The 14,024-nt window shown below is 71.3% G+C and carries 14 protein-coding genes and 1 pseudogene; 8 read left to right on the top strand and 7 right to left on the bottom strand.

Annotation, left to right across the window (positions count from 1 at the left end; translation table 11 throughout):
- Positions 1-712: 712 nt before the first annotated feature.
- Entirely contained in the window at positions 713-1,246 is a 534-nt protein-coding gene (locus MKK60_RS12635) for a GNAT family N-acetyltransferase (RefSeq protein WP_243986199.1), read from the top strand.
- A gap of 10 nt (positions 1,247-1,256) precedes the next feature.
- On the opposite strand, the gene MKK60_RS12630 is transcribed toward MKK60_RS12635, so the two are convergent.
- Entirely contained in the window at positions 1,257-1,493 is a 237-nt protein-coding gene (locus tag MKK60_RS12630; protein WP_147728402.1) for a hypothetical protein, read from the bottom strand.
- Positions 1,494-1,681: 188 nt separating this feature from the next.
- On the opposite strand from MKK60_RS12630, the gene MKK60_RS12625 reads away from it, so the two are divergent.
- From MKK60_RS12625 to glcF, 3 genes are all read left to right on the top strand, one after another.
- Positions 1,682-3,124, top strand: a complete 1,443-nt coding sequence (locus MKK60_RS12625; RefSeq protein WP_243935445.1) for a lipopolysaccharide biosynthesis protein — start codon at positions 1,682-1,684, stop codon at positions 3,122-3,124.
- A 102-nt stretch (positions 3,125-3,226) separates the two neighbouring features.
- Complete coding sequence (locus MKK60_RS12620) at positions 3,227-4,411, top strand: FAD-binding protein (protein ID WP_243986197.1); 1,185 nt, start codon at positions 3,227-3,229, stop codon at positions 4,409-4,411.
- A gap of 131 nt (positions 4,412-4,542) precedes the next feature.
- Complete coding sequence (gene glcF, locus MKK60_RS12615; protein ID WP_243986195.1) at positions 4,543-5,883, top strand: glycolate oxidase subunit GlcF; 1,341 nt, start codon at positions 4,543-4,545, stop codon at positions 5,881-5,883.
- Between the two features lie 6 nt (positions 5,884-5,889).
- On the opposite strand, the pseudogene MKK60_RS12610 reads toward glcF, so the two are convergent.
- The 4 genes and pseudogenes from MKK60_RS12610 to fumC all read right to left on the bottom strand — a co-directional run.
- Positions 5,890-6,516 (bottom strand): annotated as a pseudogene (locus MKK60_RS12610) (MBL fold metallo-hydrolase); the annotation flags it as partial.
- 2 nt (positions 6,517-6,518) lie between these two features.
- Positions 6,519-6,734, bottom strand: coding sequence for a ribbon-helix-helix domain-containing protein (locus tag MKK60_RS12605; protein ID WP_147727339.1), 216 nt, complete (start codon positions 6,732-6,734; stop codon positions 6,519-6,521).
- Between the two features lie 172 nt (positions 6,735-6,906).
- Entirely contained in the window at positions 6,907-7,098 is a 192-nt protein-coding gene (locus MKK60_RS12600; RefSeq protein ID WP_243986193.1) for a DUF4169 family protein, read from the bottom strand.
- Between the two features lie 30 nt (positions 7,099-7,128).
- Entirely contained in the window at positions 7,129-8,541 is a 1,413-nt protein-coding gene (gene fumC / locus MKK60_RS12595; RefSeq protein WP_243986192.1) for a class II fumarate hydratase, read from the bottom strand.
- A gap of 135 nt (positions 8,542-8,676) precedes the next feature.
- Between fumC and MKK60_RS12590 the strand changes: the two genes are divergently transcribed.
- Positions 8,677-10,071, top strand: a complete 1,395-nt coding sequence (locus MKK60_RS12590) for a cytochrome P450 (RefSeq protein WP_243986191.1) — start codon at positions 8,677-8,679, stop codon at positions 10,069-10,071.
- A gap of 12 nt (positions 10,072-10,083) precedes the next feature.
- On the opposite strand, the gene MKK60_RS12585 is transcribed toward MKK60_RS12590, so the two are convergent.
- Positions 10,084-10,833 (bottom strand): phosphodiester glycosidase family protein, encoded by a 750-nt coding sequence (locus MKK60_RS12585; protein WP_147727335.1) that lies wholly within the window; start codon positions 10,831-10,833, stop codon positions 10,084-10,086.
- A gap of 196 nt (positions 10,834-11,029) precedes the next feature.
- Between MKK60_RS12585 and MKK60_RS12580 the strand changes: the two genes are divergently transcribed.
- The gene (locus tag MKK60_RS12580; protein WP_147727334.1) at positions 11,030-11,500 is read left to right on the top strand and encodes a hypothetical protein; all 471 of its coding nucleotides are present in this window, start codon (positions 11,030-11,032) and stop codon (positions 11,498-11,500) included.
- Positions 11,501-11,561: 61 nt separating this feature from the next.
- Here the strand turns inward: MKK60_RS12580 and MKK60_RS12575 are convergent, their stop codons facing one another.
- Positions 11,562-11,972, bottom strand: a complete 411-nt coding sequence (locus MKK60_RS12575; RefSeq protein ID WP_243986190.1) for a DUF4174 domain-containing protein — start codon at positions 11,970-11,972, stop codon at positions 11,562-11,564.
- Between the two features lie 126 nt (positions 11,973-12,098).
- Here MKK60_RS12575 and MKK60_RS12570 point away from each other — a divergent pair, with 126 nt between their 5' ends.
- Entirely contained in the window at positions 12,099-13,115 is a 1,017-nt protein-coding gene (locus tag MKK60_RS12570) for an NADP-dependent oxidoreductase (protein ID WP_243986189.1), read from the top strand.
- Between the two features lie 210 nt (positions 13,116-13,325).
- On the top strand, positions 13,326-13,862 hold the full coding sequence (ssb, locus tag MKK60_RS12565; RefSeq protein ID WP_243934693.1) for a single-stranded DNA-binding protein: 537 nt from the start codon (positions 13,326-13,328) through the stop codon (positions 13,860-13,862).
- Positions 13,863-14,024: the final 162 nt, after the last annotated feature.

The raw sequence follows: 14,024 nt of genomic DNA, 5'->3' as shown, positions 1-14,024 counted from the left end.
CGAAGATGTGACGGTCCAGGGGGACCGCCGGCGTCTGGGGCCGATGCGTCGCGCGGACCCGCGCGCTGTGGAGACGCGACGATCCGTGCGGGCGCGAAGAGCACCCGGAGGCTGCCGTGGATTGGACGGGGTTTTCCCATCCGCACGCCGGGCAAGGAGAAACAAGCCTCTTCGGTGCCGGCCTTTGGAGGGCCGACGAGACCAAAAAAGCCCGTTCGTCGTTGCTTTAAGCTGCGTCCCCCGTGGAGAGCGGGGTTCGCCGGTTTCGCCTCCGGCTGCCGGTTGTTGTCGGGGTCCGGTGTTGCCACCTGGATGCCGGCCGGAGGGGATCCACCCTGTCGACCATCGATCCTTTAAGACCCCTGGCGGCTGTCCGGCAGTTGGCCGGATGCCCACCAACCGACACGCGGCCACAGGCACGTGCGAAATTGGGCAGGGCGGATATACGGACGCCGCCGCGCCATCACAAGGAGAAATCGCCGCCACGCGGTGGGATTCCCTGTGCAGAGCGGGCAGCTGTTGCCAAAACGCAGCGCTCGGCCGTGGCCGGGCTTCCCAAGCGCGCGAAGAGGGGGCATCTGACGCCGGTCGACGGTGGCGACGCCCTGCCGGTCCGCGGCATCCGGGCGTCGTGCTGCGCGTGCGGCGGGCGGTGAGCGGCGGTCATCATGGTCGGGGTGAGACGGCGGACGATTCGGCCCCGGGGGACCGCGTGAGCCCGCAAGCCGACGGCGAGCTGAAGATCCGCCTCGCTCGCCTCGACGATCTCGATGCCCTGGTCGCCCTGGAGAACGCGACCTTCTCGACCGACCGCGCCGAGCGGCGTGCGATCCGCCACGCGATCCGCTCGCTCTCGATGAGCGTGCTGGTCGCCTTGCTGGAGGAGGAGGACGGGACCAACGTCCTCATCGGCGCGGCGACGCTCGAGCGCCGCCGCAACAGCCGCAACGCGCGGCTCTCGTCGATCGCGGTGTCGTCGTCCCGTTCGGGTCTCGGCCTCGGCGGGCGGCTGATGCAGGCGGTGGAGGACGAGGCCCGCCGCCACGGCTGCACCCGCCTGCGCCTCGAGGTCCGCGCCGACAACGGCGCCGGCCTGCGCTTGTACGAGCGGCGCGGCTACACCCGCTTCGACGTGCGCGAGGATTATTACGAGGATGGGATGGAGGCGTGGCGCTACGAGCGCCCGCTCGTCGACGACGCGCCGGGAACGGCGCAGGTGCCGCCCCGGCAGCGCCGGAGCGGCTGACGCCGAAAGATCAGTCGCAGCGCTCCTTGCGCACCGTCTTGCGGTCGCCCTCGTCGTTGGTCGACGTGACCGTCTTCGTGGAGCAGCCGTCGCTGCTCTCGCGGGTCTCGACCGTCTTGCTCTCGGTCGCCGGCCGGTCGACGACGACGGTGTCCGGCGCGCCGCGCTCGATCACGGTGGTCTGGGCGGTGGCGGCCTGAACGCCCGCGAGGGCGAGGATTGCGGCGGCGGGAACGAGGATGCGCATCTGACGGGGACTCCGGGGAAGGTTTGGACCGGACGCGGAAACGGCCTTCGGCGCCAAACCGTTCCGGCGCGCCCTCGTCGTGCCGGATTCAGGGAATCTTACCGGCGCGGCGCTAGATCGAGGCCGCAGGCCGCGCTCGCCCGTGCCGGTTCGTCCCCGAAGGCTCGTTCGTCCCCGAAGGCTCGTCCATGGCCGTGATCGCCGCTTTCGTCCTGAATGCTGGGCTGAACTTCGTCCTCGGCCTGCTCATCGCCAAGCTGCTCGGGCCGGCCGATTTCGGACGGTTTGCACTGGCCACCGCGGGCACCCTGGTGATCACCACCGTGCTGTTCGAATGGCTGCGCCTGTCGGCGACGCGGTTCTATTCCGTGCGCGTGCGCCTCGACGAGCCGTGGATCCGCCACGGCCTCGACCGGGCCTACGCCATCCTCGCGGCGCTGCTGTTGTCCGCCGCGGCCATCGCCGGCGGCCTCGGTCTCGGCGACGGTCCCGACGGCCACGCCGCGATCCTGTCCGGCGCGATGCTGGCGGCGCTCGGCATCGGCGTGTTCGACTACCATGCCGCGCTCGCCCGCGCCCGCTTCGACGGCAAGCTCTACTTCGGCCTCGTCGCGGTGAAGAACGTGCTGGCCTTCGCGATGATGGCGGCGGCCGCCTGGTATCTGCGCCAGCCGGCCTGGGTGCTGGCCGCCGCCGGGCTGAGCCAGCTCCTCGCGGTGCTGATCCTGCGCCACCCGCTGCGCGACCCGGTGACGACGGTGGAGCATCATCGCCGGCGCGAGACCTGGACGCTGTTCCTGCGCTACGGACTGCCGCTGATCGCGGCCAACGCCGTCTACCAGCTCCTGCCGTTCCTCAACCGCGGCACCATCGCGGCGCAGGCGGGATTCGCCGAAGCCGGCTACTTCGCCCTCGCCGCCGACGTGACCGCACGCAGCCTGACCATGCTCGGCACGGCGCTCGACCTGCTGCTGTTCCAGCTCGCGGTCCGCGTCGAGGAGCTGCACGGACGTGCGGCGGCCGAACGTCAGGTCGCCGCCAACGCCGCCACGGTCTTCGCGCTGCTGCTGCCCTGCGCCGTCGGGTTCTGGGCGGTGCTGCCGGCGCTCGAGGCGCTCGTGGTGCCGGAGGCCTATCGCGGGCCGTTCGCCCTCTACGCGCTGCTGCTGATCCCGGGCCTGTTCTGCCTCGCGATGATGTTCTTCGCGATCAACCCGGTGTTCCAGATTCGTCGCCGCACCCTGCCGGTGATCGCGGCCGCGGCGGCCGGGCTCGCCGTCAACGGGCTCGGCCTGCTCGTCCTGCCGCCGCTGCTCGGCGGCGCCGGCGTGGCGCTGGCCCAGACGCTGGCGCTCGGCGCAGCCTTCGCCTGGCTGGCCGTGCGGGCCCTGACCGGACGCGACCGGCTCGTGCTGCCCTGGAGCGAGATCCTGTCTGCGAGCGCGGCCTGCGGCGCCATGGCCCTGGCGCTCACGCCGTTGCGCCATCTCGATCCGCCGCTCGCGCTCGGTCTCGCCGTGCCGCTCGGCGCCGGCCTCTACGCGGCCGTGGTGTGGATCTTCGACATCGCCGGCCTGCGCAGCCAGGTGGCCGGGCGCGTCCGTTCCGCCCATCCCCTGGCCGCAGAGTAGAGCGGTTCCACTTTGCAAGGCGGCCGCGATCCCGCATGATCGCGGCCACAAGGATGCCGCGCAGAAGGCATCCGCCGAAAACACGCGACCGGGCAGGAAACGATGCCATTCTACGAGCCCCGCGACGAGGGCGAGGCGGCCGAGATCGTCGGTGCGGCCGCCGGCCGGTCCGAGCGCCTGCGCCTCGTGGGCGGTGACACCATGGCCGGGATCGGCCGGCCGGCGCAGGACGAGGCGACCCTGTCGGCGCGGGCGCTCTCCGGGATCACCCTGTACGAGCCGGCCGAGATGGTGATCGCGGCGCGCGCCGGCACGCCGCTCTCCGAGGTCCAGGCGCTGCTCGCCGCGCGCGGCCAGATGCTGCCGTTCGAGCCGATGGACGCCCGGGTCCTGATGGGCAGCGCCGGCGCGCCGAGCTTCGGCGCGGTCGCGGCGGCCAACAATTCCGGTCCGCGCCGCATCAACGCCGGGGCCGCCCGCGACAGCCTGATCGGCGTGCGCTTCGTCAACGGCCGCGGGCAGGCGATCAAGTCCGGCGGCCGGGTGATGAAGAACGTCACCGGCCTCGACCTCGTGAAGCTGATGGCCGGCTCCTGGGGCACCCTCGGGCTGCTGACCGAGGTCACCTTCAAGGTGCTGCCGGTGCAGGAACGCGTCGCGACGCTGGCCTTCTCGGGGCTCGACGACGCCCGCGCCGTCGCCGCGCTCGCCGCCGCGCTGGGCTCGCCGTTCGAGCTCACCGGCGCGGCGCACCTCCCCGCGGGGATCGACGGCGAGGACCCCCGCACGCTGATGCGCCTCGAAGGCTTCTCCGACTCCCTCGACTACCGCATCGGCGAGCTGCGCAAGCTCCTGAAGCGTTTCGGCGCCGCCGAAATCCTGGATGGCGAGCCCGGAGCCGCCCTGTGGACGGCGATCCGCGACGCGACGCCGTTCGCCGGCTCGGCGGATGCCGTGTGGCGCCTCTCGACCGCTCCGACGCGCGGGCCGGCGCTCGCCGCCGCGATCGGCCGCACGATGCCGGCCCGCTGGTTCTACGACTGGGGCGGCGGCCTGGTCTGGCTCGCCGTGCCGAGCGCGGGCGATGCCGGGGCCGCGGCGATCCGCGGCGCGCTCGCCGAGCACCGCGGCCACGCCACGCTGATCCGCGCGCCCGACGCGGTGCGCGCCGCGGTGCCGGTGTTCCAGCCGCTGTCCGAGCCGCTGATGCGGGTGACGCAGGGGATCAAGGCGGCGCACGATCCTGCGGGAATTTTCAACCCCGGGCGGATGTACGCGGGGGTTTAGCGCTTCCGCGCGGGGGCCCGACCTCGTGCGGGCCGTCCGCCGCATCGTGCCCGGCGCGAAACGGTGGCACAGACGATCGAACGACGGGGCCGACGCGATCGGCCTGAGACAGGACGCATCCAGAACGCGCCATGCAAACCAATTTCTCCCTCGCCCAGCTCGCCGACCCGGCGATGGCGACCTCCGAGAAGATCCTGCGCACCTGCGTGCATTGCGGGTTCTGCACGGCGACCTGCCCGACCTACCTGCTGCTCGGCGACGAGCTGGATTCCCCGCGCGGGCGGATCTACCTGATCAAGGACATGCTCGAGGGCGGCAAGGCGGCGAGCGCCGAGGTGGTCAAGCACGTCGACCGCTGCCTGTCGTGCCTGTCCTGCATGACGACCTGCCCGTCGGGCGTGCACTACATGCACCTCGTCGACCACGCCCGCAGCCATATCGAGGAGACGTTCTCCCGGCGGCTCGACGACCGCGCGCTCCGGGCGATCCTGGCCTTCGTGCTGCCCCATCCCGGCCGGTTCCGGCTGGCCCTGTGGGCGGCCAAGCTCGGCGCGCCGTTCAAGCCGCTGGTCGCGCGCCTGCCGCGGGTCGGCAACCGCCTCGCCGCGATGCTCGACCTCGCGCCCGCCGCGCTGCCGCGCCGCGAGCCGACGAACCGGCCCGCGACCTTCCCGGCCGTCGGCGCCCGGGCCGAGAGGAAGCGCGTGGCGCTGCTGCGCGGCTGCGCCCAGAGCGTGCTCCGCCCCGATTTCAACGCGGCCGCGATCCGCCTGCTGACCCGGCACGGCGTCGAGGTGGTGCATGCGGACGGGGAGGGCTGCTGCGGCGCGCTCACCCACCACATGGGCAGGACGGGCGATTCGCACGCCCAGGCCAAGCGCACCATCGACGCCTGGATCGCGGAGGCCGACGGCGCCGGGCTCGACGCGATCCTCGTCACGGCGTCCGGCTGCGGCACGACGATCAAGGATTACGGATTCATGTTCCGCGACGACCCGGCCTATGCCGACAAGGCGGCGCGGGTCTCGGCGCTGGCCAAGGATGTCACTGAGTTCGTCGCCACGCTCGGCATCGCGCCGGTGATCGAGAGCGACCTCGTCGTCGCCTACCATTCCGCCTGCTCGATGCAGCACGGCCAGGGTATCCCCACCGAGCCGAAGGCCTTGCTGAAGCGGGCGGGCTTCACCGTGAAGGACGTGCCCGAGGGGCACATCTGCTGCGGCTCGGCCGGCACCTACAACATCCTGCAGCCGGAGCTGGCAGGCAAGCTGCGGGCGCGCAAGGTCGCCAACATCGAGCGCATGCGCCCCGACGTGATCGCCACCGGCAACATCGGCTGCGCCACCCAGATCGGGAAGGGCACCGCGATCCCGATCGTCCACACGGTGGAGTTGCTGGATTGGGCGACCGGCGGACCGCGGCCGGCCGCGATCGGGCGATCGGCCGAGCCGGCGCTGCAGGCGGCGGAGTGACGAACCTCAGCGTTCGAGCTGATAGGTGACCGGGATCCAGCGATAGCCGGTGCCGCTGCGCCCGACGTAGCCGAGCGAGGGGAACGAGGTGTGGTAGCCGGCGACGACGAGGTCGTCGGTGGTCGCCATGTCGTAGATCCGCCGGCGCGTCGCGGCGCCCGCGGCCTTGTCCATGTCGAACAGGGCGTGCCAGCCGGGCTCGGCGAGCGAGGCGACCTCGTGGTGGGCGCAATCGCCCCAGATCAGCATCCGCCGCCCTTCGCTCTCGACGTGGAAGGCAAGGTGGCCGGGCGTATGCCCGTAGGCCGCGAGCGCATGGATGCCCGGCACGACCTCGTCGCCATCCTTCACTAAGCGCGTCCTTGCGGCGAGCGGCATGAGGTGGGTGCGGAACACCAGCGCCGAGGCGTGCTCGTTGCTCGATGGCGCCGCCGCGAGCCGTTCGGGCTTCGCCCAGAACTCGTACTCGGTCGCGCCGACGACGAGGCGCGCGTTCGGGAATGCCGGATGCCCGTCGCGCATCAGCCCGCCGATGTGGTCGGTGTGGCAATGGGTGAGCACGACGACGTCGACCGCCTCCGGCGTGGTGCCGGCCGCCTCGCTTAGCCTTCGCGACATCCGGCGCTGACGACCGGTCAGGGCGCCCGCTCGCGAAACGCCGCCAGCACGAAGACCCGGATCGCCGAGGACAGGTTCTGGCCGTCGCGGCCGGCATCGATCGCCCCGATCAGCGCCTGCACCGATTGGCCGCGTGCTGCTGCGATCTCGCCTAGAGCGGTCCAGAACGGATCCTCCAGCGACACGCTGGTGCGGTGGCCGGCGATCATCACCGAGCGCTTGGTGATGCTCATCGCGGGCTCTTCCCTCCCTTCCCAACCTTCCCCGTCATCCCGGGCTCTGCTGCGCAGCCCCGGGATGACGGAGTGAAGCGGTATCAGAAGCAATCCACCTGGTTCGGACGAGATCGGTGAACGCCGTGGCCCCCTCCAGGGAAACGGACGTCGCGCGGCGGCGCACCCTCGCTCACGTCTCCGAATCCGGCCCGACCAGCTTGTGGCCCTCGTGGCGGGCGACCTCGATCGCCGTCTTGCGCTCCTGCAGGGTCCGGCCCTTCTTCGGGCGGCCGAAGGCGATGCGGTTGTCGGCCGCCTTCTCGTCCTTCTCGACCCGCAGGCGTGCCTTGCGGGCTTGGCGCAGGTTGATGATCTCGGCCATCGCGTCGATCTCCCCGGTCTCGGCTTCGGCCTACTCGGCGCTCGGGGCCAGCATGGTCTCGGGCCGCACCACGCGCTCAAACTCGGCTTCCGTCACGTAGCCGAGGCGCAGGGCCTCCTGCTTCAGGGTGGTGCCGTTCTTGTGCGCCGTCTTGGCGATCTCGGCGGCCTTGTCGTAGCCGATCGAGGGCGCGAGCGCGGTCACGAGCATCAGCGAGCGGCTCATCAGGTCGGCGATCTTGTCCTCGTTGGCCTTGATCCCGACGACGCAGTTGTCGGTGAAGCTCACCGCCGCGTCGGCGAGCAGGCGGATCGACTGCAGCACCGCGTTGGCGATCACCGGCTTGAACACGTTGAGCTCGAAGTTGCCCTGGCTGCCGGCGAAGCTCACCGTGGTGCCGTTGCCGATCACCTGCGCGCAGACCATCGTCAGCGCCTCGCACTGGGTCGGGTTGACCTTGCCCGGCATGATCGAGGAGCCCGGCTCGTTCTCCGGCAGCGACAGCTCGCCCAACCCGGAGCGCGGGCCGGATGCCAGCAGGCGGATGTCCTGCGCGATCTTGAACAGGCCGGCGGCGAGCGCCGAGAGCGCGCCCTGCGTGAACACCAGCGCGTCGTGGGTCGCCAGCGCCTCGAACTTGTTGGCGGCCGAGGTGAAGGGCAGGCCGGTCAGCTCCGAGACCTTGGCGGCGAAGCGCTCGGCGAATTCCGGATGCGCGTTCAGCCCGGTGCCGACGGCGGTGCCGCCCTGCGCCAGCGCCAGCACGCCGGGCAGCGTCGCCGCGATGCGCGAGCCGCCGAGCGCGACCTGCGCGGCGTAGCCCGAGAATTCCTGGCCGAGCGAGACCGGGGTCGCGTCCTGCAGGTGGGTGCGGCCGATCTTGACGATCGATTCGAAGGCCTTCGCCTTCGCGTCGAGCGCGGTGTGCAGGTGCGTCAGCGCCGGCATCAGGCGCTCGGTGATCTCGCGCGAGACCGCGATGTGCATCGCCGTCGGGAAGACGTCGTTCGAGGACTGGCCGCGGTTGCAATGGTCGTTGGGGTGGACCGGCGACTTGCCGCCGCGCTTGCCCCCGAGCCGCTCGTTGGCGAGGCTGGCGATCACCTCGTTGGCGTTCATGTTGGACTGGGTGCCCGATCCGGTCTGCCACACCACCAGCGGGAACTCGTCGTCGTGCCGGCCCTCGACCACCTCGGCCGCCGACGCCGCGATCGCCTCGGCCACCTTCGGGTCGAGGCCGCCGAGATCCTGGTTCACCAGGGCGGCCGACTGCTTGACGAGGCCCAGCGCGTGGACGAGCGGCGCCGGCATGTGCTCGGTGCCGATCTTGAAGTTCTGGATCGAGCGCTGGGTCTGCGCCCCCCAATACCGGTGCGCCGGAACCTCGATCGGCCCGAAAGTGTCGGATTCCGTGCGGGTGGCGGTCTCGGGCTGCGGCGACATCGTGGCCTCTACGTTCGGTGCGGTGCGGTGCCTACCTACGACAGGCGGCGGCAAATCGCGAAGGCGCTTTTCCGGCCGTGTCCCGACAAACGCGGCGGCCTGTTCCCCGTCGCGCCAAGCAAGGATGGCGCCCGAATGACGGCGACGATCGCGATCGACACGGATGCGCCGGTGGCGTCCCGCTTCCGGCCGCCGGTGCCGGCGCCGCGCCGCACGGCGATGGGCCTGTTCGAGTTCCTCAAGGCGGCGCGCAAGAACCCGATCACCACCTGGATGGAGGATCACTTCACCGCCCCCGTGGTGGCCGGCGACGGCGCCATGGGCCGCATCACCGTGGTCAGCGACCCGGCACTGATTCGCTACCTCCTCGTCGAGAACGTCGGCAACTACCGCAAGGACGACCTCCAGCGCCGCGTCCTGGCGCCCGGGCTCGGCAACGGCCTGCTCAGCGCCGAGGGCGACGCCTGGAAGCTGCAGCGGCGGACGCTAGCGCCGATCTTCTCGGCGCGCACCGTGCAAGGTTTTTCCGATGCGATGAACGCGTCCGGCGCCAAGCTCGCCCGCCGCCTGGTCCGGCGCGACGGCACGCAGGTCGACGTCGCGCTGGAGATGACCCGCGTGACGCTGGACGTGCTGGAGCGGACTATCTTCACCCAGGGCCTGCCCGGCGATCCCGATGCGCTCGGGCGGGCGATCACCCGCTTCCTCGAGGCCGTCGGGCCGATCGACCCGCTCGACGTGTTCGGCGTGCCCGATTTCGTGCCCCGGCTCGGAAGGCTGCGGGCGCGGCCGGCGGGGCGCTACTTCGCCGAGGTGGTCGAGGAGCTGATCGCCCGCCGCAAGGCGCTGTTGGCGGCCGGCGGCGCGCCGCAGGACCTGATGACGCTGTTGCTGGCGGCGCAGGACCCCGAGACCGGCAAGGGCCTCACCGACCTCGAGGTTCAGGCCAACATCGTCACCTTCATCGCCGCCGGGCACGAGACCACGGCGAATGCCCTGACCTGGGCGCTGTACTGCTTGGCGAAGGACGACGCCGCCCGCGAGCGCCTCGAGGTCGAGGTCGACGCGGCGGGCGACGGCGACGTCGCGATCGAGGCGCTGCCCTTCGCCAAGGCGGTGATGGAGGAGGCGATGCGCCTGTTCCCGCCGGTGCCGTTCCTCAGCCGCCAGGCGATCCGCGACGATCGACTCGGCCGCATCAAGGTGCCGCGCGGGTCGATGGTGCTGGTCGCGCCCTACGTGCTGCACCGGCACCGCACCCTATGGGACGATCCGGACGCCTTCGTGCCGGAGCGGTTCCTCGGTGCGAACCGCGACGCGATCCCGCGCTTCGCCTACCTGCCGTTCGGGGCGGGCCCGCGCGTCTGCATCGGTCAGAGCTTCTCGCTGCAGGAGGCGGTGATCGTGCTGGCCCACATCGTCCGCGCCGTGCGGTTCCGGATGCCGGCCGACCATCCGCCGATGACGCCGCTGCACCGGGTGACCTTGCGGCCCGAGCACGGCCTGCGCATGGATGCGACCCGCCGCTGAGGCGGGCCGTCCCTATCGTGCGACCGCCCCGACCATTGGCCCGAGCGGGCGGCTGATGTCGCTGCGCTTGAGCGCCGGCGCGTAGAGGCTCGACACGCTGCCGTCGAGGAACAGCGCATTGCGGCAGCCGAGGTCGTCCCGGAACAGGCGCGCGAAGGCGCCGAAGGTGACGGGATGCTCCGAGATCGCGAACACCGCCACCCGCCCGTCGTCGCGGACGCCGACGCCGTTGCGGATCTTCTGGCTCGGCCCGTCGGCGGAGATCTTGGGGTGGATCTGCCCGTCGATCACCAGCATCGGGCCGGACTGCGTCGCGAAGTCGGGCCTCAGGCGTGCCTTGAGGTAGTGCCCGGTGTCGAGCACGCCGGCGCGCTCGCCCTTCACATAGAACACGCCATTCGGCTTAAGGTGGAAGTTGCCCGGCCCGTTGGCGGTCGAGACGCCCTTCATCTCGCGGCCGTCCTCGACGTAGAGGCCGACCGGGGCCTGGCCCTTGTCGTACATGCCGGCGTTCATCGCGAAGCTCAGGCGCGGGCCCTGCTTCTCGGCGAGCGCCGAGAGCGACGAATAGGGCTGCCCGTCGGCGCCGAGCCAGAACAGCCGCACGCGCTGGCGGCGGAGATCGACGGTGCACACGGTGAAGCTGTCGCCCTGCGCCTGGACGGGCCGGCAGGCCTCGGGGACGGCAGTCTCCGCGCGCGCGCCGCCGCTCGAGACGGCCAGGAAGGCGAGAGCCGCCGCTAGGGTCGGACGTAACATCATCGTGAGGCCTCGAAGCAGCCGAGCCATTCGCACGCCTGCGGCGCGTCTCCTCACCTTAGAATGCGACGCTTTTCAAGCAGCCGCGATGGCCGCAGCGAGGAGGCGGTTTCGAATGTCGCAGCCTGAACCGAAATCGGCGCCTGCGCGTTTCTCGGACGATGGGGGTTACGGTCACGACTCTTCTGGAGATGGTTTGATGAAGCGTCTTCTTCTTGCTTCGACGTTGATGGTCGGAGCGCTCGCTTACCTGCCGGCGTCGGCCGAGGCGCGCGGCTTCGGCGGTGGCTTCCATGGCGGTGGCTTTCACGGCGGCGGCTTCGGCGGGTTCCGTGGCGGTGGCTTCGGCGGGTTCCGCGGCGCCGGCTTCCGGGGCGGGTTCGGCGGCTATCGCGGCGGCTTCGGCGGATATCGGGGCTACGGTTACGGCCGCGGCTACGGGTACGGCCTCGGCGGCCTGGGTCTCGGTGTCGGCCTCGGCCTCGCCGCTGGCGGCCTCTACGGGGGATACGGCGGCTACGGCTACCCGGGTTACGGCTACGGCTATGGCTACGCCCCGGCCGCCTACGGCGGCTACGGTTACGGTTACGGTGGCGAGTGCGTGACCGTTCCCCGGGTCCGCTGGACGCCGTACGGCTATCGCCGCGTGCTGGTCGAGCGCTGCTACTGAGCGGATCGACGACGGAAACGAGAAAGAGGGCTGCCCGCGGGCGGCCCTTTTTTGTTTCGGCTCAGCGCTGGCGGCGCATCTCGTCCCGGCGCATCGGCATCGCGTCGATCGTCGAGAACAGCGGCAGTGCCGGGATCGGCTCCGCCGCCGTGATCTTGGCGCCGCCGTCCTTGCCGACGAGCACCGCGCGGAACGCGTCGGCCGGAAGGCGCAGCTGCCGCCGGATCGCCGCGGCGCTTTCCCCATCACCCACCGCCTCGACCACCACGAGATCCCGCTCGCCGAACCCGGCACGCGCCGCCTCGACGGCGGCGCGCTGCTCGGCGAGCCGGCGATCGTCGGCATCCGGGGCGGACAGGACGAGCACGCGCGACGCCTGGCGATAGCGCGCCAGCGGATCCTGCGCCGCGGCGGCCTGGCCGGCGAGGGCGATCGACGCGATGGCGAGGGCGAGTCCGGATCCGACGCGCATGCGGTTGCTCTCGTGTTTTGGGGATCGGTTCGATCGGGCAACGCGGAACGCGCGCGACGGTGACATCGGGCCTCGCCGCTGCGACATGATAGGCCGATCGATCCTCGACCCTCACGGAGACCCGGCATGGCCGCCAAGAACCGCCGCATCGTCCTCGCCGCGCGTCCGCACGGCGAGCCGACCTTGCAGAACTTCCGCCTCGAGGAGGCCGTCGTCCCGACGCCGCGCGCCGGCGAGATCCTGCTGCGCACACGCTGGCTCTCGCTTGACCCCTACATGCGCGGCCGGATGAGCGCGGCGAAATCCTACGCGCAGCCGGTCGGCATCGGCGAGCCGATGACCGGCGGGACGGTGAGCGAGGTGATGCGCTCCGAGCACCCGGACTTCCCCATCGGAACCCTGGTCCAGGCCTTCGGCGGATGGCAGGAGTTCTCGGTGTCCGACGGCAAGGGCCTGCGAAAGGTCGATCCCGCGGTCGCACCGCCGACGACGGCGCTCGGCGTCCTCGGCATGCCCGGCATGACTGCCTATACCGGGCTCCTCAACATCGGCGAGCCGAAGCCCGGCGAGACCGTGGTGGTGGCCGCCGCCGCCGGGCCGGTGGGGTCGCTCGTCGGGCAGATCGCCAAGCTCAAGGGCGCGCGCGCCGTCGGCATCGCGGGCGGCCCCGAGAAGTGCGCCTACCTCACGCGCGAGCTCGGCTTCGACGCCGCGGTCGACCATCGCTCCGACGACCTCCCCGGCGCGCTGGCCGCCGCCTGCCCGAAGGGCATCGACGTCTACTTCGAGAATGTCGGCGGCGCGGTCTTCGAGGCGGTGCTGCCGCTGCTCAACGACTTCGCGCGCATGCCGGTCTGCGGCCTGATCGCCGGCTACAACGCCACCGAGCTGCCGCCCGGCCCCGACCGGTCGCCGCTGCTGATGCGCGCGGTGCTGACCAAGCGCCTGCGGATCCAGGGCTTCATCGTCTGGGATTTCGCGAGCCAGATCGACGCCTTCGAGCGGGAGGTCGGCGACTGGATCGCGGATGGATCGGTGAAGTACCGCGAGGACGTGGTCGAGGGCCTGGAGAACGCGCCCGAGGCCTTCATCGGCCTGCTGAAGGGCCGCAACTTCGGCAAGCTCATCGTCCACGTCGCCTGAGCGGGACCCCGCGGCCGGCGCCGCGCGATGCGGCACCAGCTTGCCGCGTAATCGGAACAAAGATAGAACACAGGAGGCCGGCGCCGCGTGTGGGTGATGGGGACAAGCGCCGCTGCGCCGGTTGCCCGGGCTCGTCCCGAGGCTCATGAAGAGCACCCGCGGGTTCGGCCGGACCGAGCCCTGTGAGATCCGACGGCGAAGGAGAGAGCGATGGCGGGCAGCGTCAACAAGGTCATTCTGGTGGGCAATCTCGGGCGCGATCCCGAGACGCGCCGCCTCGGCTCCGGCGATCCGGTGGTCAACCTGCGCCTCGCGACCTCCGAGTCGTGGAAGGACAAGGCGTCGGGCGAGCGCAAGGAGAAGACCGAGTGGCACTCGGTCGTGATCTACAACGAGAACCTCGCCCGCGTGGCCGAGCAGTACCTGCGCAAGGGCTCGAAGGTCTACATCGAGGGCCAGCTCCAGACCCGGAAGTGGACCGACAATTCCGGCGTCGAGAAGTACACCACCGAGGTGGTGCTCCAGCGCTTCCGCGGCGAGATGACGATTCTCGACGGGCGCGGCGGCGGTGGCGAGATGGCGGCCGACGACGAGGGCGGCGGCCAGGTCAGCCGCGGCGGCGGCGGCGGCGAGTATGGCGGCGGCCGTTCCCAGGGCGGCAGCGAGCGGCGTCAGCCCCCGGCGCCCGCGGGCGGTGGCGGCGGTTCGCGCGGCAACTACGACCTCGACGACGACATACCGTTCTAGGCAGCACCCGCCCGCCGGGCGCCGTCGGCACCTTGCTCCTGATATTGTGAAGGCCCCGGATCACGCATCCGGGGCCTTTTTCGTTCCGGGTTCCAAAGCATCGTCGCTCACGGATCGAGCAGATCGCGAACGGCGGAAAGTCATTTTTTCCCGGCCGACATG

Origin of the sequence: Methylobacterium sp. J-092 (assembly GCF_022829325.1) — a bacterium.
Classification (GTDB): Bacteria; Pseudomonadota; Alphaproteobacteria; order Rhizobiales; family Beijerinckiaceae; genus Methylobacterium.
Note: the sequence above shows the minus strand (reverse complement) of the source record. Positions and strands in the feature narration are given on the sequence as shown.